This window comes from Streptomyces sp. NPDC053541 (assembly GCF_044544705.1).
GTDB lineage: Bacteria > Actinomycetota > Actinomycetes > Streptomycetales > Streptomycetaceae > Streptomyces.
Genome location: NZ_JBITXM010000004.1, coordinates 503,799 through 525,537 on the forward strand (window position 1 = coordinate 503,799; position 21,739 = coordinate 525,537).

Annotated in this window: 19 protein-coding genes; 5 read left to right on the forward strand and 14 right to left on the reverse strand. The window is 73.2% G+C overall.

Features of this window, described 5'->3' with window-relative positions:
- Positions 1-270: 270 nt before the first annotated feature.
- Positions 271-957 (reverse strand): FadR/GntR family transcriptional regulator, encoded by a 687-nt coding sequence (locus ACIGW2_RS12870; protein ID WP_391655924.1) that lies wholly within the window; start codon positions 955-957, stop codon positions 271-273.
- 143 nt (positions 958-1,100) lie between these two features.
- On the opposite strand from ACIGW2_RS12870, the gene lpdA reads away from it, so the two are divergent.
- Both lpdA and ACIGW2_RS12880 read left to right on the forward strand, forming a co-directional pair.
- Complete coding sequence (lpdA, locus tag ACIGW2_RS12875; protein ID WP_391655923.1) at positions 1,101-2,504, forward strand: dihydrolipoyl dehydrogenase; 1,404 nt, start codon at positions 1,101-1,103, stop codon at positions 2,502-2,504.
- A gap of 64 nt (positions 2,505-2,568) precedes the next feature.
- The gene (locus ACIGW2_RS12880; protein WP_399843285.1) at positions 2,569-3,279 is read left to right on the forward strand and encodes a rhomboid-like protein; all 711 of its coding nucleotides are present in this window, start codon (positions 2,569-2,571) and stop codon (positions 3,277-3,279) included.
- A gap of 124 nt (positions 3,280-3,403) precedes the next feature.
- On the opposite strand, the gene ACIGW2_RS12885 is transcribed toward ACIGW2_RS12880, so the two are convergent.
- From ACIGW2_RS12885 to ACIGW2_RS12925, 9 genes are all read right to left on the reverse strand, one after another.
- Positions 3,404-4,213 (reverse strand): HAD family hydrolase, encoded by an 810-nt coding sequence (locus tag ACIGW2_RS12885; RefSeq protein WP_391655921.1) that lies wholly within the window; start codon positions 4,211-4,213, stop codon positions 3,404-3,406.
- Positions 4,210-5,499 (reverse strand): serine--tRNA ligase, encoded by a 1,290-nt coding sequence (serS, locus tag ACIGW2_RS12890; protein WP_356062338.1) that lies wholly within the window; start codon positions 5,497-5,499, stop codon positions 4,210-4,212. The genes ACIGW2_RS12885 and serS overlap by 4 nt, the downstream gene beginning before the upstream one ends.
- 360 nt (positions 5,500-5,859) lie before the next feature.
- A complete protein-coding gene (pheA, locus tag ACIGW2_RS12895) occupies positions 5,860-6,795 on the reverse strand; it encodes a prephenate dehydratase (protein WP_391655920.1) in 936 nt (311 codons plus the stop codon).
- A gap of 146 nt (positions 6,796-6,941) precedes the next feature.
- Positions 6,942-8,204, reverse strand: coding sequence for an iron uptake transporter deferrochelatase/peroxidase subunit (efeB, locus tag ACIGW2_RS12900; protein ID WP_399843289.1), 1,263 nt, complete (start codon positions 8,202-8,204; stop codon positions 6,942-6,944).
- Positions 8,205-8,209: 5 nt separating this feature from the next.
- A complete protein-coding gene (locus tag ACIGW2_RS12905) occupies positions 8,210-10,207 on the reverse strand; it encodes a copper resistance protein CopC (protein WP_399843292.1) in 1,998 nt (665 codons plus the stop codon).
- Positions 10,208-10,231: 24 nt separating this feature from the next.
- The gene (locus tag ACIGW2_RS12910) at positions 10,232-10,690 is read right to left on the reverse strand and encodes a copper chaperone PCu(A)C (RefSeq protein ID WP_391655917.1); all 459 of its coding nucleotides are present in this window, start codon (positions 10,688-10,690) and stop codon (positions 10,232-10,234) included.
- Positions 10,687-11,457: an SCO family protein gene (locus tag ACIGW2_RS12915; protein WP_399843295.1), complete on the reverse strand. Its 771-nt coding sequence runs from the start codon at positions 11,455-11,457 to the stop codon at positions 10,687-10,689. Before ACIGW2_RS12915 ends, ACIGW2_RS12910 begins: the two co-directional genes overlap by 4 nt.
- Positions 11,458-11,489: 32 nt before the next feature.
- Positions 11,490-12,263, reverse strand: a complete 774-nt coding sequence (locus ACIGW2_RS12920; RefSeq protein ID WP_391655915.1) for a YcnI family protein — start codon at positions 12,261-12,263, stop codon at positions 11,490-11,492.
- A 134-nt stretch (positions 12,264-12,397) separates the two neighbouring features.
- The gene (locus ACIGW2_RS12925; RefSeq protein ID WP_399843298.1) at positions 12,398-13,189 is read right to left on the reverse strand and encodes a hypothetical protein; all 792 of its coding nucleotides are present in this window, start codon (positions 13,187-13,189) and stop codon (positions 12,398-12,400) included.
- Between the two features lie 277 nt (positions 13,190-13,466).
- On the opposite strand from ACIGW2_RS12925, the gene ACIGW2_RS12930 reads away from it, so the two are divergent.
- Positions 13,467-13,907 carry an ATP-binding protein gene (locus ACIGW2_RS12930; RefSeq protein ID WP_391655913.1) on the forward strand — a complete coding sequence of 147 codons (441 nt, stop codon included), beginning with the start codon at positions 13,467-13,469 and terminating at the stop codon, positions 13,905-13,907.
- A gap of 115 nt (positions 13,908-14,022) precedes the next feature.
- On the opposite strand, the gene ACIGW2_RS12935 is transcribed toward ACIGW2_RS12930, so the two are convergent.
- Together ACIGW2_RS12935 and ACIGW2_RS12940 are read right to left on the reverse strand one after the other, a co-directional pair.
- Entirely contained in the window at positions 14,023-15,492 is a 1,470-nt protein-coding gene (locus ACIGW2_RS12935; RefSeq protein ID WP_356062364.1) for an aminopeptidase P family protein, read from the reverse strand.
- A gap of 112 nt (positions 15,493-15,604) precedes the next feature.
- Complete coding sequence (locus tag ACIGW2_RS12940; RefSeq protein ID WP_391655912.1) at positions 15,605-17,026, reverse strand: PP2C family protein-serine/threonine phosphatase; 1,422 nt, start codon at positions 17,024-17,026, stop codon at positions 15,605-15,607.
- A 1,184-nt stretch (positions 17,027-18,210) separates the two neighbouring features.
- On the opposite strand from ACIGW2_RS12940, the gene ACIGW2_RS12945 reads away from it, so the two are divergent.
- Complete coding sequence (locus ACIGW2_RS12945; RefSeq protein WP_399843538.1) at positions 18,211-18,768, forward strand: bifunctional DNA primase/polymerase; 558 nt, start codon at positions 18,211-18,213, stop codon at positions 18,766-18,768.
- 131 nt (positions 18,769-18,899) lie between these two features.
- On the forward strand, positions 18,900-19,538 hold the full coding sequence (locus ACIGW2_RS12950) for a hypothetical protein (RefSeq protein ID WP_399843301.1): 639 nt from the start codon (positions 18,900-18,902) through the stop codon (positions 19,536-19,538).
- 241 nt (positions 19,539-19,779) lie between these two features.
- Here the strand turns inward: ACIGW2_RS12950 and ACIGW2_RS12955 are convergent, their stop codons facing one another.
- Positions 19,780-20,766: a DUF5926 family protein gene (locus ACIGW2_RS12955; protein ID WP_361578816.1), complete on the reverse strand. Its 987-nt coding sequence runs from the start codon at positions 20,764-20,766 to the stop codon at positions 19,780-19,782.
- A 369-nt stretch (positions 20,767-21,135) separates the two neighbouring features.
- On the reverse strand, positions 21,136-21,738 hold the full coding sequence (locus ACIGW2_RS12960; RefSeq protein ID WP_361578819.1) for an ATP-binding protein: 603 nt from the start codon (positions 21,736-21,738) through the stop codon (positions 21,136-21,138).
- Position 21,739 lies beyond the last annotated feature (1 nt).

A 21,739-nucleotide genomic window follows, 5' to 3' on the forward strand; every position in this document is an offset into this window, starting at 1 on the left:
GTACCTGGGCCCCGTCCCGTGTCCCGTCCTCGTCCCGTACCCGGGCGCCGTCCCGTACCCGGGCCCCGTCCCGTACCCGGGCGCCGTCCCGTACCCGGGCGCCGTCCCGTACCCGGGCCCCGTCCCGTACCCGGGCGCCGTCCCGTACCCGGGCCCCGTCCCGTACCCGGGCCCCGTCCCGTACCCGGGCCCCGTCCCGTACCCGGGCCCCGTCCCGTACCCCGGCCCCGTCCCGTACCCCGGCCTCGCCGGTCGCCTCGTTCGTCGTCCTCACCGCGAGGCCTCCTTCGCCAGCGCCGTCACCGTTTCCAGCGGGACCCGGAGCAGTTCGCGCGCGCCGGCCTCGGCGGCCTCGGGGTCGCCGGCCTCGATCGCGGCGACCAGGGCCTCGTGGGCGTCGATGTCGACCGGCGGCATGGCGCGGTCGCCGAGCGCCGCCACGAGCACCTCGTGGACCTGGGCGGAGAAGAAGCGGTAGACCTCGCGGAAGGCGGTGTTGTGGGTGGCCTCGACGACCGCCAGGTGGAAGGCCATGTCCGCGTCGGCGTCGCGGTCGCCCTGCTCGCGCAGGGTCGTCAGTGCGGCCCGCAGCCGCAGCAGGTCGTGGGTGTCCCGCCGCTCCGCGGCCAGCCGGGCGGCCTCCGCCTCCAGGGCCACCCGGAGCTCCGTGACGTCCCGGGCGCCCGCGTGCCGCACCCCGTGCAGCACGGCGGCCGGGTCGGCGGTGGACCGGACGAAGGTGCCGTTGCCCTGCCGGGACTCCAGGAGACCGGAGTGCACCAGGACCCGGACCGCCTCGCGGACCGTGTTGCGGCCGACGCCGAGCTGTTCCGCCAGCTCGTGCTCGGTGGGGATGCGGTCGCCCACCGCCCACTCGCCCTCGGCGAGCTGCGCCCGCAGCTGCGCCACCACGGAGTCCACCAGCGAGACGCGTCCCGCCGCCTTCAGAGCCGCCATTCCAGTCCTCGATTCACCCGGTTGCCCAGTCATCCTACAACTGGCGATGTGACCTCCCTCGCCTCCCCGGCCGGGTCGCGGCGACCGGACTACTGTGGCCTCGTACGTGTGCCGAACACCCTCACCACCTTCGGGAGTCAGTCATGTCAGACCGCTTCGACGTCGTCGTACTCGGAGCTGGCCCCGGCGGCTACGTCGCCGCCATCCGCGCCGCCCAGCTGGGCAAGCGGGTCGCGGTCGTCGAGGAGAAGTACTGGGGCGGCGTCTGCCTGAACGTCGGCTGCATCCCGACCAAGGCGCTGCTGCGCAACGCCGAGCTGGCCCACATCTTCAACCACGAGGCCAAGACCTTCGGCATCAAGGTCGACGGCACGGTCTCCTTCGACTACGGCGAGGCGTTCCGCCGCAGCCGCACGGTCGCGGACGGGCGCGTCAAGGGCGTCCACTTCCTGATGAAGAAGAACGGCATCACCGAGTTCGACGGCCGGGGCACCTTCGTCGACGCGAACACCCTCCAGGTGGCGAAGAGCGACGGCACCACGCAGACGATCACCTTCGACAGCTGCATCATCGCCACCGGCGCCAGCCCGCGCCTGCTGCCCGGCACCTCGCTGAGCGACCGCGTCGTCTCGTACGAGCAGCAGATCCTGGCCGAGGACGCCCCGAAGTCGATCGTCATCGCCGGCGCCGGCGCGATCGGCATCGAGTTCGCGTACGTCCTGAACAACTACGGCACCAAGGTCACCATCGTCGAGTTCCTCGACCGGATGGCCCCGCTGGAGGACGAGGAGGTGTCGAAGGAGCTCGCGAAGCAGTACCGCAAGCTCGGCATCGACGTCCTCACCTCCACCCGCGTGGACGCGATCGACGAGTCCGGCCCGCAGGTGCGCGTCACCGTCACCGGCAAGGACGGCTCCCAGAAGGTCCTGGAGGCCGACAAGGTCCTGCAGGCCATCGGCTTCGCGCCGAACGTCTCCGGCTACGGCCTGGAGAACACCGGTGTCGCCCTCACCGAGCGCGGCGCCATCGACGTCGACGGCCGCTGCCGCACCTCCGTGCCGCACATCTACGCCATCGGCGACGTGACCGCGAAGCTGATGCTCGCGCACACCGCCGAGGCCATGGGCGTCATCGCGGCCGAGACCATCGCGGACGCCGAGACGATGGAGCTCGACTACGCGATGATCCCGCGCGCGACCTACTGCCAGCCGCAGATCGCCAGCTTCGGCTACACCGAGGCGCAGGCCCGCGAGAAGGGCTACGACGTCAAGGTCGCCAAGTTCCCCTTCATGGCGAACGGCAAGGCGCACGGCCTCGGCGACTCGACCGGCTTCGTGAAGATCGTCGCCGACGCGAAGTACGGCGAGATCGTCGGCGCCCACCTGATCGGCCCGGACGTCACCGAGCTGCTGCCCGAGCTGACCCTGGCCCAGCAGTGGGACCTCACGGTGCACGAGGTCGCCCGCAACGTGCACGCCCACCCGACCCTGGGCGAGGCCGTGAAGGAAGCGATCCACGGCATCGCCGGGCACATGATCAATTTCTGATCCGTTCCCGATCCGGGGTATTTCTCTCGGGTTTCCCCCACAAAGGGGTGATAGGCACGGATCCGTGCCTCGCGAAACCTCTCTCCCGGCGCCGGGTGGCGAACCGTCCCGACCGATCAGGTCGTGGGTGCGTTCGTCACCCGGTACACACCTCTGGCTGGGCGTCATCGCCCTCACCAGCCTGATCATCGCGGTGTCCCCGGAGGGCCTCGACCACTATCTGCTGCACCGCAACAGCAGCAATCTCCACGAGCTCTCCCGGCACCCCGTGCGGGCCCTGGTCGGCAGCGCCTTCTGGATCGAGAACCCGGCGAGCCTGCTCCTCTACGCGGTCCTCTTCGAGGTCTTCCACGCGCCCGTCGAGCGCTGGCTCGGCACCCTGAAGTGGCTCCTGGTGGTCGGCACCGCGCACGTCGCCGCCACGCTCATCAGCCAGCACCTGGTCCTGGAGGCCATCCGGGACCACGACGTGCCGCGCAGCATGGCGCACGTCGTCGACATCGGGGTGAGCTACGGGCTCGCCGCCTCTGTCGGCATCCTCACCTACCGGCTGCCGCGCCCCTGGCGCTGGGCCTACCTGACCGGCGCGGTGGCCTTCTTCGCGGTCCCGCTGGTCGCCGGCCGCACCTACACCGACCTCGGCCACGCGATCTCGCTCGTCATCGGGCTCGCCTTCCGGCCGCTGACCCGGCAGGGCCCGAGTCCGGGCCCGGGCCAGGGGCCCGGCCCCGGCGAAAAACCCCTGGTGGGCGGCGGAGCCCCGGGAGCACACTGAAGGGGTACGGGAACGGGGCGGCCGCTTCGAGCGCGCGGAGGCGAACCGCGCGGGCCGCCCCGCTCCTCGTACGGACGTACCGCCGTACGGACGTACCGCCCCGAGGTACCGCCGTACGGACTTCCTAGGCCTGGAGCAGGCGCTCCAGGACGACGGCGATGCCGTCCTCCTCGTTCGAGCCGGTCACCTCGTCGGCGACGGCCTTCAGTTCCTCGTGGGCATTGGCCATGGCCACGCCGCGGGCCGCCCAGCCGAACATCGGGATGTCGTTGGGCATGTCGCCGAAGGCGATCGTCTCCGCGGCCTTCACGCCCAGCCGGCGCGCGGCCAGGGACAGACCGGTGGCCTTGCTGAGGCCGAGCGGCACGATCTCCACGATGCCGGGGCCGGCCATGACGACGTCGACCAGACCGCCGACGGTCTCCCGGGCGACCCGGGTCAGCTCGTCGTCGCTCAGCACCGGGTGCTGCACGTAGAGCTTGGTGAGCGGCGCCGTCCACAGCTCGGCCGGGTCCTCGTACGGCACGTAGGGCAGCGGCCCCTCCTGGGTCCGGTAGCCCGGCCCGACCAGCACCTCGCCCTCCAGGCCGTCGCGGCTGGCGGCCAGGGCCAGCGGCCCGACCTCCGCCTCGATCTTGGCGAGCGCGAGCCCGGCGAGCTGCCGGTCCAGGGTCAGCGAGGTCAGCAGCCGGTGCTCGCCCGCGTGGTAGACCTGGGCGCCCTGCCCGCACACCGCGATGCCCTCGTAGCCGAGGTCGTCGAGGATGTGCCGGGTCCAGGGCACGGCCCGCCCGGTCACGACGATGTGCGCCGCACCGGCCGCGGTCGCCGCGGCCAGCGCCTCGCGCGTCCGGTCCGAGACGGACTCGTCGGACCGCAGCAGCGTTCCGTCGAGGTCCGTCGCGACCAGGCGGTAGGGGAAGGCGGTGCTCACTTGGAGATCGGCTCCAGGACCTCGCGCCCGCCGAGGTAGGGGCGCAGGACCTCGGGCACCCGCACCGAGCCGTCGGCCAGCTGGTGGTTCTCCAGGATCGCCACGATGGTGCGCGGGACGGCGCACAGCGTGCCGTTCAGGGTGGCCAGCGGCTGGACGACCTTCTTGCCGTCCTTGTCGTCGCGCATGCGGACGGACAGGCGGCGGGCCTGGAAGCCGTCGCAGTTGGAGGCCGAGGTCAGCTCGCGGTACTTGCCCTGGGTCGGGATCCACGCCTCGCAGTCGAACTTGCGGGAGGCGGAGGCGCCCAGGTCGCCGGTGGCGACGTCGATCACCTGGAACGGGAGTTCCAGGGAGGTCAGCCACTGCTTCTCCCAGTCGAGCAGCCGCTTGTGCTCGGCCTCGGCGTCCTCCGGGGCGACGTACGAGAACATCTCGACCTTGTCGAACTGGTGGACGCGGAAGATGCCGCGGGTGTCCTTGCCGTACGTGCCGGCCTCGCGGCGGAAGCACGGCGAGAAGCCGGCGTAGCGCAGCGGCAGCTTGTCGGCCTCGATGATCTCGTCCATGTGGTACGCGGCGAGCGGGACCTCGGAGGTGCCGACCAGGTAGTAGTCGTCCTTCTCCAGGTGGTACACGTTCTCCGCGGCCTGGCCGAGGAAGCCGGTGCCCTCCATGGCGCGGGGGCGGACCAGGGCCGGGGTGAGCATCGGGACGAAGCCGGCCTCGGTGGCCTGCGCGATCGCCGCGTTGACCAGGGCGAGCTCCAGGAGCGCGCCGACGCCGGTCAGGTAATAGAAGCGCGAGCCGGAGACCTTGGCGCCGCGCTCGACGTCGATGGCGCCGAGCGCCTCGCCGAGCTCCAGGTGGTCCTTGGGCTCGAAGCCCTCGGCCGCGAAGTCGCGGATGGTGCCGTGGGTCTCCAGGACGACGAAGTCCTCCTCGCCGCCGACCGGCACGTCCGGGTGGACGATGTTGCCGAGCTGGAGGAGCAGCGCGCGGGCCGTCTCGTCGGCCTCGTTCTGCTCGGCCTCGGCTGCCTTCACGTCGACCTTGAGCTGCTCGGCCTTCTGCAGCAGCTCGGCGCGCTCCTCGGGGGAGGCCTTGGGGATCAGCTTGCCGAGCGCCTTCTGCTCGGAGCGGAGTTCGTCGAAGCGGACGCCGGACGACCTGCGCCGCTCATCGGCGGAGAGCAGGGCGTCGACGAGGCCGACGTCCTCTCCACGGGCGCGCTGGGAGGCGCGAACACGGTCGGGGTCCTCACGGAGCAGGCGAAGGTCAATCACCCCACCAGGCTACCGGTGCGGCAGGTACGGCCCTACCCGATATAGGTTTGCGTGTCGCTTTGCCCGAATTGCTTTAGTTTCGTGGAATTCCGCTTTCTCCGGCGCTCTCGACTTGCTCCGGAGTTACTGCGGAGTTGCTCACGGAGTTCTGCACAGTGAGGGTGAGTTATCCACAGGCTGTGCGAAAGATCTGTGGACGAGCGCTGCCCGTCGATCTTCTCGCCATTTTCCCACTCCTTCGAGTGGGAATTGCTCGCTCTCCCGTGTGGACCCCCGGACCTGGGGTGACAGCGATTTGTCGACCCGCGCCGGCGGTCATGTCGACTTGTCCCCAGGGCAGGGAGCAAGCCTGTGGATAACTCAGGCCCGGCCGTCCTGCGCCCGCGCCAGCCAGTCCGAGGCCGCCGTGAACTCGGCGTCCGTCGTGCCCCGGCGCAGCGGGCGCACGTCCGCCGCCGAGACCCCCGCGCGGGGGTACGAGCCGAGGAACCGCACGTTCGGACAGATCCGCTTGAGACCCATCAGCGCCTCGCCGACCCGGCGGTCCGCGATGTGGCCCTCCGCGTCGACGGCGAAGCAGTAGTTGCCGATTCCCGCACCCGTCGGGCGCGACTGGATCAGCATCAGGTTCACCCCGCGCACCGCGAATTCCTGGAGGAGTTCGAGCAGCGCACCCGGGTGGTCCTCGCCGAGCCACAGCACCACCGAGGTCTTGTCCGCCCCGGTCGGCGCCGCCGGCCGGGCCGGGCGGCCCACGAGCACGAAACGCGTCTCCGCGTTCTCGGCGTCGTGGATCTCGGTGACCAGCGGCTCCAGACCGTAGGTCGCCGCCGCGAACTCGCCCGCGAAGGCCGCGTCGAACCGGCCCTCCTGGACCAGCCGGGCGCCGTCCGCGTTGGACGCGGCCGACTCCCACACCGCGTCCGGCAGGTTCTCCCGCAGCCAGTTGCGCACCTGCGGCTGGGCCACAGGATGACCGGTGACGGTCTTGATCTCCGACAGCTTCGTCCCCGGGCGCACGAGAAGGGCGAAGGCGATCGGGAGCAGCACCTCGCGGTAGATCATCAGCGGCTCGCCGGAGGCCAGCTCGTCGAGGGTCGCGGTCACCCCGCCCTCCACCGAGTTCTCGATCGGCACGAGCGCGGCGGCCGCGTCGCCGTTGCGCACGGCGTCCAGCGCGGCCGGGACCGAGACCATGGGGACGAGCTCCCGCGTCGCGGCCTCGGGCAGCGTACGCAGCGCGGCCTCCGTGAAGGTGCCTTCGGGACCGAGATACGTATACCGGGTGGCGGACATACCGTCACCCTAATGGAGGCCCCGGGGCCGGCGGGCGGTGCGCAGACGGCCCGGACCCCCGGACCCCCCCGGCCCGAGACCCCCGGCCCCCCGGCCCGGGACCCCCGGACCCCCCGGCCCGGGGCCTCCGGGCCCGTGAGACCTCCCTACGCCTCCAGCAGGCGCTGTCCCACGTACTCGCCCTCCGCCGGCCCGCCCGGCACCGCGAACAGGCCGCTCGCCTCGTGCCGCAGGAAGGGGGACAGCGCGTCGCCCCGGTCGAGCTTGCGCTGCACGGGCACGAAGCCGCGCAATGGATCGGCCTGCCAGCAGACGAAGAGCAGCCCGGCGTCCGGAGTGCCGTCCGGCGCGATCCCGTCGTGGAAGGAGAACGGCCGGCGCAGCATCGCGGCCCCGCCGTTCTGTTCGGGGGCGGAGATCCGGGCGTGGGCGTTGTCGGGGATGACGGTCTTGCCGTCCGGCCCGATCTTGTTCAGGTCGAGCGGGGTGGTCTCGGTCCCGCCGGTCAGCGGAGCGCCGTCCGACTTCCGCCGCCCGATCACCTTCTCCTGCTTCTCCAGCGGCAGCCGCTCCCAGTCGTCGAGCAGCATCCGGATCCGCCGCACGACCGCGTAGGAGCCGCCCGCCATCCAGTCCTGCGCGCCGGAGGCGCCCTGTGGCACGAAGATCCGCCGGTCGAAGTCGGGGTCGGCGGGCTTGGGGTTGTTGGTGCCGTCGACCTGGCCCATCAGATTGCGCGCGGTCATCGGCCGGGCGGTGGCGCCGGCGGAGCGGTTGAAGCCGTTCATCTGCCAGCGCACCCGGGCCGCGCCGGCCGCGTCCTTCTGGAGCGCGCGTAGCGCGTGGAAGGCGACGAGCGCGTCGTCCGCGCCGATCTGCACCCACAGATCGCCCTCGGAGCGCTTCGGGTCGAGCGCGTCCGAGGAGAAGGCCGGCAGCGGGTCGAGCTGGCCGGGGCGGCGCGCGGTGAGCCCAGTGCGGTCGAAGAAGGTGCGGCCGAAGCCGAAGGTGACCGTCAGCGAGGACGGGCCGGCGTCCAGCGCGATCCCGGTGTCCGCGGTCGCCGGCCGGCCCGCCATCAGCGCCTTGGCCGTGGCCGACCAGCGGCGCAGCAGGGCAGCGGCCTCCTTGCGGCCCGCGCCCGGGGCGAGGTCGAAGGCGACCAGATGGCCCCGCGCCTGAAGCGGAGTGGTGATCCCCGCTTGATGTTTCCCGTGAAACATCACCTCGGTCGCCCCGACCGAGGAGAGCGCCTGCGGACCGGCGGCACCACCGGTGGACTCGTCCCCGGACACCGCCGCGGAGATGCCGGCCCCGCCGGCCGCGCCGATCACGAGTCCGGCGGCGCCTGCGGCGCCCACGGTGCCGAGCACCCGCCGCCGGGAGATCTCAAGGTTGTCGTTGCTCACGGGGCTCAGCCGATCTTCACGTTCTTCTCGATGGTGGTCTGGTCGATCTCGGAGGTACGGACGGTGACCTGCATCAGCCACTCGCCCGCCATCGGCAGCTGGACGCCGCTCGCCGTCCAGTGTCCGGTCTGGATGCGGTCGGGCAGCACCGGCAGCGGGCCGATGTCCTTCGCCTTGAGGGTGAAGGAGACCTTCACCTCGGGCACGTCGAGCGCCCGGCCGTTGGGCCGCAGCACATAGATGTGCAGCGCGTTGGCCCCCGTACGGCCCGGGTCCAGGGTGAGCTGCACGGTGCCCTTGCCGTCCACGCCGCCGGTGTCGAAGGGCAGCCGGACGTCGACGGGACGGTTCGGTACGGCGGCGTCGGCGCCGGCCGCCGCGCGGCCCCGGCCCGCCTCCTCCTCGGTGCGGGCGGGCTCGGTGGAGGTGAGCACGGTGGTCACCGCGAGCAGCACCACGGCCACGGCGGCCTCCGTGAGCACCGAGCGGCGCAGCCCGGCCCGCTCGGGGTCGGCGTCCCGCGCCTTGATCCGCCGCGCGGTGGCGACGGCGGCCCGCTGCCGGGCGAGCTGCGCGGCCCGCTCGGCGTCGGGCTCCTCCGTGTCGGGCCCGGTGCCGGGCCTGTCCCCGGCTTCGGTGCCGGACTCGGCGTCGGGCTCGTCAGCGGGCTGCTCGCCGAGGTCGGCCTCGTCGCGGGCCTCGTCGCGGGCCTCGTCGAGGTCGGGCCCGGCGCCGCCCTCGTGCCGTTCCGCGAGCCGGCGGACCCAGCGCCGCGAGACCCAGCCGATCCCGACCAGGACGGCCACCAGGCCGATCTTGACCAGGAGCAGCTGTCCGTAGCGGGTGCCGGTGAGCGCCGACCAGCTGCCGACCTGCCGCCAGGACTGGTAGAGGCCGGTGGCGGCGAGGACGACGACCGAGCCGAAGGCCAGGTGCGAGTAGCGCTCGACGGCGGACCGCTCGATCGACGGCGCCTTGCGGAGCGCGACGAGCAGGGTGGTGAGCCCGCCGAGCCAGCCGGCGACGGCCAGCAGGTGCAGGATGTCGACCGGCATCGCGATGCCCGGCTGGAGCCCGGTCGAGGCGTGCTCGGCCAGCGCCCACGTACCGGCGATGCCGGCGGCGACGACGGTGCCGCCGAGGGCGAGGCCGAAGGTGAGGTCCTTGTGCTCCTTCTCGTCGCGCCGTCGGGCGTAGGCCCCGAACAGCACGGCGACGAAGAGCGCGGCGGCGCCGAGCAGCAGCAGACGCGAGGAGAGCGCGGCACCGGTCTTGGTCTCCAGGACGGCCCGCAGCCCGCCCAGGTCGAAGACGTCACCGAGCCGGCCGGTCTTGGTGTACGGGTGCCGGAGCAGCAGCATCGCCAGGGTGGCGGCGGTCAGGGTGAGCCAGCCGCGCACCACGAGCCGCTGCACCGGGCGCACGGCGGCGCCGCGCGGCCAGCAGGCCAGGACGAAGGCCCCGCCGCCGACGAGGACGACGAAACCGGCGTACGAGAGGTAGCGCGCGATCCCGTAGAGCGCGCCGACCAGGCCGCCGCCGACGGGGGTGTCGGGCAGGGCGACGGAGGTGGTGGAGGGGGCGCCGACGGAGAAGGTGAAGGCGCCGGAGACGGGGTGGCTGTCGGCGGAGACGGTCTGCCAGGCCACGGTGTAGGTGCCGTCGGGCAGTCCGGGCAGCAGCGGGACGCCGTAGCGGATGACCGAGCCGCTGCACAGGTTCTGCAGCTCGCCGGTGTCGACCCGCTTTCCGGCCGGGTCGAGGACCCGGATGGAGTCGTCGCTCATGGCGACCTCCTCCGAGAAGGTCAGCCTGACCTCCTTGGGGGCGGTGGCGACCACCGCCCCGTCCTGCGGGTCGCTGCCGGTCAGCGCCGCGTGCGCGGACGCGGGGCCCGCGGTGGCGAGCAGCGCGCCGAGCAGCACGGCGGCGACCAGCAGCAGCCGGGCGAGGGCGGTTCCTCGTCCGGGGGCCGGCCCGAGGCGCGGGGCGGTGGTTGTCATCGGTGTGTCACTCCCTCAACGAGCTCAGTGCTGCTTCGGGTTGTGGTTGGGCGCCTCGACGGGAACCGTGACCTTGATGGGGCCGGACTTCTCGAAGTGCAGCTCGATGTCGACCTTCTCGCCCTGCTTGGGCTGCTTCTTCAGGCCCATGAACATGATGTGGTTGCCCCCGCGTTCGAGCTTCAGCTCACCGTTCGCCGGGATGTCGAAGGACGCCACCTGCTGCATCTTCTGGTTCTTCGTCTCGTGGATCGTGATGTCGTCCGAGAGACCGCTGGTGACGGAGGTGAGCTTGTCGGCCGTGTCACCGCTGTTGGTGATGGTGAGGAAGCCGCCGGCCATGTCCGTCACCGGCTGCGGCATGAAGGCGCCGCTCACCTTCAGCTCGGGCTTGTCGCCGTCGCCGCCGGACGAGCATCCGGCCAGCGCGAGGGCGGCGGTGAGCGCCACGGTGGCGGACAGGACGGTGGTGCGGCGGTTCACGGGTTCTCCCCCTTGATGAGCTTCGGCAGGTCGGCGGCGTACTGGTCGGACGTGGTGTCCTCGCCGTAGAGCACGTAGCCCTGGTCGGTGGTCGGCGAGAACGCGATCACCTGGGCGCCGTGCATGGAGACGACGCTGCCGTCCTTCTCCTTCTTCGGCGGGTCGATGCCGATGCCGATGGAACGGGCCCCGGCCTGGATGGCCGAGAAGTCGCCGGTGAGTCCGGTGAAGGACGGGTCGCCGGCGGCGGGCAGCCACTTGCCGAGCTCGGCGGCGGTGTCCCGCTCCGGGTCGGTGGTGACGAAGACGACCTGGAGCTTGTCCTGGTCGGCCTTGGGGAGCGACTTGCGGGCGATGGCGATGTTGCTCATCGTCAGCGGGCAGACGTCCGGGCAGTGCGTGTAGCCGAAGTAGAGCAGGGTCGGCTTGCCCTTGGTGCGCTCGCGCAGGTCGTACTTCTCGCCCTTGCTGTCGGTCAGGACCAGGTCGGGCTTGGTGAAGGGCCGGTCGAGGACGGTGGCGGCCTTGGTGTTGTCGGAGCCGCCGGAGACCTCGGCGACCGGGCTGCTGCCGGCGCCGTTCGCGCTGTCGTCGCCGCCGAGGCCCACGGCCGCCGTGACGCCGATGGCGGCGACGATCGCGGCGGCGGAGATGAGGAGCGGGGCCCGGCGGCCGGGGCGGCCGCCGTCCTTCGCCTCGGTGTTCTCGCCGGCGGTGCTCTTCGCGGACGTCGTGCCGGACTTCGTGTCGGACTGGGTGTCGGACATGATCAATCTTTCGGTGAGGGGACGGACGGCCGTCAGGCCGAGCGGCGGCGCCCGGCCAGGACGCCGAAGGCGATTCCGGCGACGCCCACGAGGATGCCGACCACACCGAGCACCCGGGCCGCGGTGTCGGTCGTGTCGGCGGCGTTCTCGTGCGCGCCGTCCTTCGCGTCGTGACCGGCGCCGGCCGCGGCCTTGTCGTCGGCGGCCGGGGCGGCGCCGCCGTGGTGGTCCTCGGTGGCGGCGGACAGCTTCAGGACCGGAGCCGGGCTCTCGGGCTCGGCGGCGCCCTCCTTGGGCTCCTCGATCCAGCGCACGACCTCGTTGTTGTCGTAGGTCTGGATGGCCTTGAGGACGAGCGCGTCGGTGTCCTCGGGCAGCTGCCCGAGCGAGAGCGGGAACTGCTGGAACTGGCCGGGGCCGATCTTCGAACCGTCGGCGGTCCAGGTGACCTTGGCGACGGCCTGGTCGATCTTCTTGCCGTGCAGCTCCAGCGGCTTGGCGAGCTTGGCCTTGGTGACCTCGACCTTCCAGCCGGGCACCGGCTGCGGCATCACGGAGGCCAGCGGGTGGTCGGTCGGGAAGTTGACCTCGACCTTGACGGTGGAGGCGTTGTCGCGCTCGTTCGGCACCTTCACGTTGACGGTCGCGTAGCCGCCCTTGGCCGCCTGGCCCACCGGCTGCACGCTCACGTGCGCGGAGGCGGCGCCGGCGAACAGCAGGACGGAGGAGGCGGCGACCCCGCCGGCGACGGCGGCGCGGGCGAGGAACGTACGGGCCGGGAACGTACGGGTACGGAAAACGCTCATGGCGGAGACACTCCAGCTCAGGGGAGGGCACCCCCGGGAAGGGGTGCGAAGACAGGTGGGTGCGGTCCGCATGCGGTCGCGGACGCGGCGGACCCGCCCCCCGAGGTGTGTGCCTGTGGCCGGAGCGGTCCGCGTCAGGCTGCGAGGACGCAGCGGACGGCGGCCGGCGGGCCGCGCCTGATCACCGTGTCCGCGAGCGCCTCGACCACCGGCGGTGGCGAGGCGTCGGCGGCGGTACGGCGCGGGGCGCGCGGCCCGGTGGCCGGAGCGCCCGGCAGGCCGGCGAGCAGCGCCCGGACGAGCGCGAGCGCACCGCGCAGCGCGCGCACCGACGCGCATGCGGCGAGCTCGGCGGCGCCCTGCGCGGAGAGCGTGGTGAGCCGGCCGAGGGCGAGGTCGCCCCGGCGCAGCAGCCAGCCCGTCGCCAGCGCGGCGAGCAGGTGGCCGAGCACCATCGGCAGGCTGGGCACGAGGGAGGCCTGGCCGGCGGCCGCCTCCGTCATGCCGGCCATGTGGACGTGCGCGCCCGCCGGGGCGGCCGGGGCGAGCCCGGCGTCGCTGACGATCCGGGCGGCCTCGGCGGGGCTCAGCGTGGTGGCGCCGCCCCCGCAGACCAGCTTGGCGGCGAGCCGCAGCAGGGCCTCGTCGGCCTGCGGGCCCGTCACGAGCCGGCGCTGGCCGAGCCCGAACAGGGCGTGCAGGGCGAGCTGTCCGCCGGCCAGCGCGGTCACGATCGCGGGCAGCGAGCGCTCCCGGCCGGTGAAGAGGACGATGACTCCGAAGACGCCGAGGAAGCCGGCGACCAGCGACCACAGCGCGATCCCCGCGCAGGCGGCCAGCGCGTGGCCGAGCCCGGACAGCACGACGCAGACCGCGGTGAACACCGCGGCCCTCAGCAGACGTGGTGCGAGCGCGGGGGCAGACATGGCGGGCCCATCATCGCACCAGCCCCGTCACCGCCACACGGCAGGTCCGGAAGGTCGCCCTTGTGCCCGTTCCGGGGGTCTTCGTGCCCCGGGAGCGGCGACCGGGCGCGGGGACGTACGGGCGACCGGGCACGGGGACATACACCGGAGGCCGGATCCCCGCATCCGCCGAACGGGCGCTGTCGCGGTCCCCGGGCGCTTATGGACCACGCCGTGCGGCAATACGTATCGGTATGTCGTGCCGCAGCATGTCGAGCCGCAGCCAGGAGGCTGGAGCATGAGCATCTGGTGGTCCCTGCATCTGCGGCGCGAGGCTGCGAGCGTGCCGCTCGCCCGGCGGCTGCTGCTCGGCACGATGGAGACGGCGGGCGTCGACCCTGACGTCTCCTACGACCTCTCGGTGGCGCTCACCGAGGCCTGCGCGAACGCCGTCGAGCACGGCGGCGCCGCCCCCGGCCGCGGCCCGGGCTCGGAGGCGTACCGCGTCACCGCCTATCTGGACGGCGAGACCTGCCGGATCGAGGTGGCCGACGCGGGCCCCGGCTTCCGCAGGGACGCCCGGGCCGCCGACGCGTACGCCGAGCACGGGCGCGGACTGCGCCTGATCGAGGAGCTCGCCGACCACGTGCACGTCGGGCGCACGGGCCGCGGCGGCGCGCTGGTCAGCTTCGACAAGCTGCTCAAGTGGCGCGCGGACGCGCCGCTCGCGCTGACGTAGCGGACGTGGCCGGGAGGTTCCGGCCCGGAACGGCCGAACGGGCCCCCGCCGATCACGCGTCGGCGGGGGCCCGTTCGTACGGAAGGCTCCGTACGGGGTACGGAAGGTGGGGGCGTCAGGCGGTGAGGCCGGCCATCCACGCCTCGACCTCGTCCGAGCGGCGCGGCAGCTGGTCGGAGAGGTTCCGGTTGCCGTCCTCGGTGACGAGGATGTCGTCCTCGATCCGGACGCCGATGCCCCGGTACTCCTCCGGCACCGTCAGGTCGTCGGCCTGGAAGTAGAGGCCCGGCTCGACCGTCAGGCACATGCCCGGCTCCAGGGTCGTGTCGACGTACGCCTCGGTGCGCGCGGCGGCGCAGTCGTGGACGTCCATGCCGAGCATGTGACCGGTGCCGTGCAGGGTCCAGCGGCGCTGCAGGTTCAGCTCCAGGACGCGCTCGACCGGGCCCTCCAGCAGGCCCCACTCGACGAGCTTCTCGGCGAGCACGCGCTGGGCGGCGTCGTGGAAGTCGCGGTAGGCGGCGCCCGGCTTCACCGCGGCGATGCCGGCCTCCTGCGCCTCGTACACGGCGTCGTAGATCTTGCGCTGGATCTCCGTGAACCGCCCGTTGATCGGCAGCGTGCGGGTGACGTCGGCGGTGTAGAGCTCGGTGGTCTCCACGCCGGCGTCGAGCAGCAGCAGGTCGCCGGAGCGGACCGGGCCGTCGTTGCGGACCCAGTGCAGGGTGCAGGCGTGCGGGCCGGCGGCGGCGATGGTGCCGTAGCCGACGTCGTTTCCCTCGACGCGGGCGCGCAGGAAGAAGGTGCCCTCGATGTAGCGCTCGCTGGTGGCCTGCGCCTTGTCGAGGACCTTCACGACGTCCTCGAAGCCGCGGGCGGTCGAGGCACAGGCCTTCTCCAGCTCGGCGACCTCGAAGGCGTCCTTCACCAGGCGGGCCTCGGAGAGGAAGATCCGCAGCTCCTCGTCCCGCTCGGCGGTGACCTTGTCGGTGAGGGCGGCCTCGATGCCGGCGTCGTGGCCGCGCACGGCGCGCACCGGCCCGGTGGCCTCGCGCAGCAGCTCGGGCAGCTCGCGGACGTCCTTCGCCGGGATGCCGAGCAGCTGCTCCGCCTCGGCGAGGGAGTGGCGGCGGCCGACCCACAGCTCGCCCTGGCCGTCGAGCCAGAACTCGCCGTTCTCGCGGTTGGAGCGCGGCAGCAGGTAGATCGTGGCCTCGTGGCCGGTCTTCGTCGGCTCCAGGACGAGCACGCCGTCCTGTGTCTGGTCGCCGGTGAGGTACGCGTACTCGGTGGAGGCGCGGAAGGAGTACTCGGTGTCGTTGGACCGGGTCTTCAGGTTGCCGGCCGGGATCACCAGGCGCTCGCCCGGGAAGCGGGCGGAGAGCGCGGCGCGGCGGGCGGCGGTGTGGGCGGCCTGCGCGATCGGCTCCAGGCCGTGCAGCTCGGTGTCGGCCCAGCCCGACTTCATGTTGTCGGCGAGCTCGTCGGAGACGCCCCGGTACAGACCGTTCTTGCGCTGCTTGATCGCCTGCTCTTCGGACTCCTCCGGGGTCTCCGGGGTCTCCGTCGTGAGCTCCTCGGCCACGGGTCTGCCTCCTCTTGGTACGACACTGAACCATCACCATCGTACGGGCGTGCGGTCAGGAGCCAGAGGCGTGAGACCCGTGACACGTCCCGCCCGGGCCGTGTTCCGGGCGTCACTCGAAGCGGGCGGCGAGCAGCACCACGTCCTCGCCGTCGGCGCCGCCGGTGTCCAGGCCCTCGGGCAGCACGGTGCGCAGGACGTGGTCGGCGACCGCGCCCGGGTCGGAGCGGTCCGCCCTCGGCACGCTCGCGGCGGCGGCGTGCAGCCGGGCGAAGGCCCGGTCCATGGCGTCACCGGTCCGCCGGAGCAGGCCGTCGGTGTAGAGAAGCACCGTTTCTCCGGGTGCGGGCGACAGCTCGACGCTCGGCGCCTCCCAGCAGGACAGCATGCCGAGCGGCGCGGACAGCGAGGTCTCCACGTACTCGGTGCGGTGCTCGCCGATGAGCAGCGGCGGGGTGTGGCCGGCCCCGGCGAGCACGATCCGGCGGTCGGCCGGCTCGCAGAAGGCGAAGAGCGCGGTGGCCGAGCGGGCGGGTTCGGTGAGCCGGAGCAGCAGCTCCAGGTCGGAGAGGACGGCGACCGGGTCCTCGCCCTCCATCACGGCGTACGCGCGCAGGCTGGCGCGCAGCCGGCCCATGGCGGCCAGGGCGCTGGGCCCGCTGCCGGTGACGGAGCCGACGGCCAGGCCGAGGGCGCCGTCGGGCAGCGGCAGCGCGTCGTACCAGTCGCCGCCGCCGCGCGGGCCGGTGCGGTGCCGGGCGGCGAGCTGGACGCCGGGGACCCGGGGGAGCCGGCTGGGCAGCAGTTCCTCGGCGACGGTGGCGACCCGCACCCGGGCCCGCTCGACCTCCAGGAGGCGGGCCAGGTGCTCGGTGGCGAACCGCCCGTAGAGCCCGACGAGGTGGCGCTGGCGTTCGGCGGGCTCGGCCGGCTCGTCGTACAGCCAGACGACGGCGCCGAGCCTGCCGGCCTCCTCGGTGGCGAGCGGCAGGGCGTAGCTGGCGGCGTAGCCGAGGCGGGCGGCGACCTCGCGGTGGCGCGGGTCGAGGTCCTCCTCGGAGCGCAGGTCGGGGTGGGCGACGGGGCGGGGCAGGAGGCTGCCCTCGGGGAGCGGGTCGAGGCCGTCGAGGATCCGGCCGTAGGAGGTGACGCTGCGCGGGACGGTCTCGATGGTGCCGAGCTCGGCGTGCGCGAGGCCGAGGCCGACGGTGAGGGCGGGGCCCTGTCCGTCGGCGGGTTCGAGGACGGCCATGCCGCGGCGGGCGCCGACGAGGGCGGCTCCGGCGCGCAGCACCTCGCGCAGTGCGCCGTCGAGGGAGTCGGTCCGGATCAGGGACTCGGTGAGTTCGTGCAGGAGGGTGAGATCGGAGACCCAGCCGGCCAGCCGGTCCTGAAGGGGGCCGCCGGAGGCCGGCGGGGGGAGCGGCGCGCCGAAGGGGGCCGCGGTGGGGGCCGCCGTGGGGGCGGCAGTGTGCGGGGGAGAAGGAACAGTGGAATCGATTCCGGCCACTTTCGGCGCACGCGGTGTAGTCATGGCTTTCCGCTTTCCGACCTGCGCGTTTCATGCAATAGCATCGCAAACCCCCAAGTCGTTCTGCGCCGCTACCCATCGATCCACATCTACACGCACATGTGGATCGATGTCCAGCATTGTCACCATGGGATTTCTGGTGTCCGTGGGATGTGGCGAGAGGGTTGAAGACTAGGGGAAGTTGGCCGAAAATTGACCCCGGTGTGCACCATTTGCGGTCGACTGGCGTCGTTTGAAAGCGCGTCATTTCGAGCGTGACGGGTACGTAATCGGTGACGGGCGGGGGCAGTTGGAGCCGCCCCTGAATACGGACGCGGAACCCGAGCGTCCTCATCACCGCAGGCCGCACCCCCTATCCCGAGTGGCGGGGAAGTGTTCCGGCAGGATCGCCGCCTGGACATCCGCCGCCCGCCGAGAGCGCCCCCACGGGCCGGGCGAGGCTCGTGAGCGCCAGGACGCGCAGTGAGTACGCGAGTGATACGCGCAGCGATGCGCTCAGTGATACGTACGGTGACACGCACGGTGAAGGAAGCGCCACGTAGGGTGACGTTCGCGGGTGGCATCCCCGGATGACCTCCCGGACGACGTCCACGCGGTGTGTGGATTCGGCGTTCAACGGAAAGGAACGAGCGCTCATGCGCGAGATCCTCGGAAGGCGACGCAGGCTCCGGTTCGGACGCGGCAAGCGCGGGGCGGGCACGGAGGGCATGCAGGGCATGCAGGGTCCGGCGGAACGGCGGACCCCGGCGGAAGCGGCACGGGAGACGGCGGAGACACGGGGGACGGTGCGGCGGGACGCGGCACTCGGGGACGTGGCGCTGCGGGACGCGGCGCTGCTCTTCGGCACCGAGTGGGGCTGGCCGGTGCTGCCGGGCGTGGGCCTGCGGGCCCCGCGCGGGGGCGAGGCGGCCGGGTCGGTGGCTCCGGACGGGTCGGTGCGGCCCGGGGCGGGCGTCGGGACGGACGGTCCGGGTGTACGGGGCAGGGTGCCGTGGTGGGCCCGCGCGGTGCGCCCGGGCGGCCCGGGGCGCACGCGGGAGCGCACGCGGGAGGGGAGCCTGTGGGCGGCGCCCGCGTCGAGGCCCGCGTCCGGGGCCGGCTCCACGACCGGGTCCGGGTCCACGACCGGGTCCGGGTCCACGACCGGGTCCGGGTCCACGACCGGGTCCGCGGCCGGGTCCGCGGCCGTGTCCGGGGTGGGGCTGGTGCCCGCGCTCGTGGAGTGCGCCTGTCCGGACCCCCGGTGCGTGGTGCCGGGTGCGCACCCCCTGGACCCGGGGCTGCTCGCGGCCACCACCGACGCGCGCATGATCCGCTGGTGGTGGACCCGGCGCCCGGAGGCCCCGGTCCTGCTCGCCACCGGCGGCCGAGCCCCCTGCGCGGTGAGCCTGCCGGCCGTCGCCGGCGCCCAGGCGCTCGCCGTGCTCGACGCGCGGGGCATGCGGCTCGGCCCGGTCGTGGCCACGCCCACCCGCTGGGCGATCCTCGTCGCCCCGTACGACCTCGAACGGCTCGGCGAACTCCTCCACACCAAGGACAGCGTGCCCGCCTCGCTGCGCTTCCACGGCGAGGGCGGCTATCTGCCGCTGCCGCCCTCGACCACCGGGACGGGTGAGGTGCGCTGGGAGCGCGCGCCGCTGGCGGGCTCGGCCCGGCCGTGGCTGCCGGACGTGGAGGCGGTCGTGGACGCGCTGGTCGAGGCGAGCACGGGCATGCCGGGCGGCGGCAGCCGGCTCGCGTACTGAGCGCCGTTCACCCGAACGGGTGTGGAACGGCCCGCCATCCAGCAGAAACGCGCGCGCGGCCGGCCGGGACCCCGCCGGCCGCGGATATCTTCGCGCTCAGGATCCGTTCCCGGGGAGCAGGTGGGCCGACGATGGGGCGCAAGAGTGGGCGCGGGACTCCGGCACGCCTCGGCCCCGCGCGCCTGCGGGCCCTGGGGCTCGGCGCCGCCGTCCTGATCGCGGTGCTGGTCCCGGTCGTCGCGTCGGCGGGCCCCGCCGCGGACCGGGACGGCGCCGGGGACGCGAAGCCCGGCGCGCGGCCGCCGCAGGGCCTGCTCCAGGAGCTGGGCCTGCACCCGGCGCCGAGCCGTCACGTGGAGGGCGCGGAGGGGACGGAGGCCACGGAGAGCGCGGAGGGCACGGGCCGCACCGGGGATGCCTCCGTCACGCGCTGCGGGCCCGAACTCGCCTCGCCCGACGGGGTGGAGGCGCAGACCTGTGTGGTGGCGGAGGGCCCGGACACCTGGGCCCGCACGTATTACCGCAACGCGACGGGCCAGGAGCTCGACGCCGTCCTCACCCTGATGGCGCCCGCCGGCCGGACCGTACAGGTGCGCTGTGCGATCGCGGCCCGCGACGAGCCGGGGACGTGCGAGACGCCGCGGGAGCGCGGCCGCGGCGCGGCCGACGCGTACACGGCGGTCGCGGAGTTCGCGGGGACGGGCGAGCAGGGCAACGCCCCGCTGCTGCTGCGTTCGGGAAGCAACACGACGGAGCCGGAGAGCAGTTGATCGTTCCCTGGTCCGCAGAATGTGGATCAAGGGCTTCCGGATCGATGTCCGGGCATGAGAAGGCCCGGTCGCTGGCGACGGGGGATGCACCAGCGACCGGGCTTCCAGAACGGTAACAAGAGATTGGCCGTTCGCAAATTCGATCTCGGTTATTCGGACAGGGATTTAGCCCTTCCGAGGACGGGTTGTGGCGGACATCACCGACTGGTCGGTCTGTCAGTCACCGATACCACCCCGGGTATCAGCTGAGCGTCACCTGACGGTTGGTGAGACCGCCGCGCGCCCGGCGCTCCTCGGTGGTGAGCGGAGCGTCCACGGCGAGGGCCGCGGCGAGCCGCTCGGCGAACTCGGCGGCCGGCTTCTCGCAGTCCTCCGCCGTCATCGTGGTGGGCAGGTCCCACACCGGCACCATGAGCCCGTGGGCCCGGAAGGAGCCGACCAGGCGGGTGTCCGGACCGAGCGAGGAGGTGCCGGCGGCCTGCAGCCGGGCGAGCGCGTCGAGCAGCTTCTCCTCCGGGTGCGGCATGACCCAGCGCAGGTGGTTCTTGTCCGGCGTCTCGCACCAGTAGGCGGAGTCCACACCGGTCAGCTTCACGGTCGGGATGGCGGCGGCGTTGGCCCGCTCCAGGGAGGCGGTGACCTCGGGGTTGGAATTGTCCGCGGACTCCGGAATCCAGAATTCGAATCCCGTGTGCACGACCGGCGAAAAATCGCTGTCCGGGTCGAGCAGATCCTGAAGTCGCGGACCCTCCGCCGGTACGCGGCGGGGCTCGACCGGCGTGCCCGGCTCGGCCACCAGGGCGCGCTCCAGGGTGTCGGCGAGGTCGCGGGCGAGGTCGCCGGAGGACGAGTCGTTCTGCAGCGCGACCAGGACGGAGCCGTCGTCGCGGCGCAGCGCCGGCCAGGCCATCGGCAGCACGGTCGCGAGCGTCACGGACGGAACGCCCTCGGGCAGCCCGCCCTTGAGGGTGAGCGGCACGGTGGCGGCGGGCACCAGCTCGCGCAGCGCGACCCAGTCGCACTCGCCGGGCAGCCCCTCGAAGGGCCGCTGGACCAGCTCGGTCACGGCGTGCGAGGCGGCCCGCCCGTGACAGGCCTTGTAGCGGCGGCCGGAACCGCAGGGGCACGGCTCGCGCGCGCCGACGACCGGGATCTCCCCGTTCGTGACCTGTGCCTGGCCGGTGCCGCCGGCCTTGGCGGGCTTCGTCTGGGGGCGCTTCTTGGCCATGGTGTGGCTTTCTCCCGATCGCGGCGGTGCTGTCTCGGGCGCGAGCCTAGCCGCACGCGGACCGCGACGCGGGCAGGCCGGTGCGGCGTCCCCCGGGGAGGGGACGGGGAGGGGCGGCGGCGGGGCGCCGGGAGGGCGTCGGCGCGACGGGTGCGCCGGTGGCCCGCCGATGGCCGGCCTTGGCCGACGGGGGGCGTCGGCCTTCGCCGATGGCCGGCCCGCGCCGGACGGGGGCGCCGGGCTTCCCCGAACGACGCCCGGTCGTGCCGACGGCAACGGGGCGCCCGCCGTACGCGGTGCGCCCCGCTCGTCGTTCCGGACCCGGGCCGTCCTGCGGACCGGCCCCGCGGACCGGCCCCGGCCGTGGACTCATTCCAGGTCGTCGTACGCGTCGAGGAAGCCGAATCCGGAGCCACCGCCGACCCGGGCGGCGAAGTCCTCGCCGCGGTGGCCGCGGGTGACCTGCACCCAGACCGTGACCTCGCCGCTCGCGCTGTCCCGTACGCCCCAGTCCTGGGCGAGCGCGCTGATGATGTTCAGCCCGCGCCCGCCGTGCGCGGTGACCGACGGCGTGGAAGGAACGGGACGGGTGGGACCGCCGCCGTCCGTGACCTCCACCGTGAGCCCCCCGGAGCGGTCGATGCTCCAGGCCGCCCGTACGTCCCCGTCGCCCACGTCGCCACAGCCCAGCGGTCTGCCGTGCCGACAGGCATTGCTCAGCAATTCGGAAAGGATCAGCACCGCGTCGTCGACGACCGATTCGGCCATTCCGCTGCGGCTCAGCTGCTCCCGCATCCGGTGTCGTGCCGCACCCACGCCCGCAGGGCCATGGGGTACGGCCATGCTCGACGACGTGGGCACCTCCTGTGCCACCACCAACGCCACCCCCGAGACCTCCTTTGCCCCACGCCACGTGGTGAATGCCCCAATGGCCTGGACCGGAAACCGGCCAGTACCCCTCCGGTGACGCACT

Coding starts and splice junctions, on each gene's coding strand:
- ACIGW2_RS12870 (WP_391655924.1), bottom strand. CDS start 957: ATGGCGGCTCTGAAGGCGGCGGGACGCGTCTCGCTGGTGGACTCCGTG.
- lpdA (WP_391655923.1), top strand. CDS start 1,101: ATGTCAGACCGCTTCGACGTCGTCGTACTCGGAGCTGGCCCCGGCGGC.
- pheA (WP_391655920.1), bottom strand. CDS start 6,795: ATGTCCGCCACCCGGTATACGTATCTCGGTCCCGAAGGCACCTTCACG.
- ACIGW2_RS12905 (WP_399843292.1), bottom strand. CDS start 10,207: ATGACAACCACCGCCCCGCGCCTCGGGCCGGCCCCCGGACGAGGAACC.
- ACIGW2_RS12915 (WP_399843295.1), bottom strand. CDS start 11,457: ATGTCCGACACCCAGTCCGACACGAAGTCCGGCACGACGTCCGCGAAG.
- ACIGW2_RS12920 (WP_391655915.1), bottom strand. CDS start 12,263: ATGAGCGTTTTCCGTACCCGTACGTTCCCGGCCCGTACGTTCCTCGCC.
- ACIGW2_RS12925 (WP_399843298.1), bottom strand. CDS start 13,189: ATGTCTGCCCCCGCGCTCGCACCACGTCTGCTGAGGGCCGCGGTGTTC.
- ACIGW2_RS12930 (WP_391655913.1), top strand. CDS start 13,467: ATGAGCATCTGGTGGTCCCTGCATCTGCGGCGCGAGGCTGCGAGCGTG.
- ACIGW2_RS12940 (WP_391655912.1), bottom strand. CDS start 17,026: ATGACTACACCGCGTGCGCCGAAAGTGGCCGGAATCGATTCCACTGTT.
- ACIGW2_RS12950 (WP_399843301.1), top strand. CDS start 18,900: ATGGGGCGCAAGAGTGGGCGCGGGACTCCGGCACGCCTCGGCCCCGCG.
- ACIGW2_RS12955 (WP_361578816.1), bottom strand. CDS start 20,766: ATGGCCAAGAAGCGCCCCCAGACGAAGCCCGCCAAGGCCGGCGGCACC.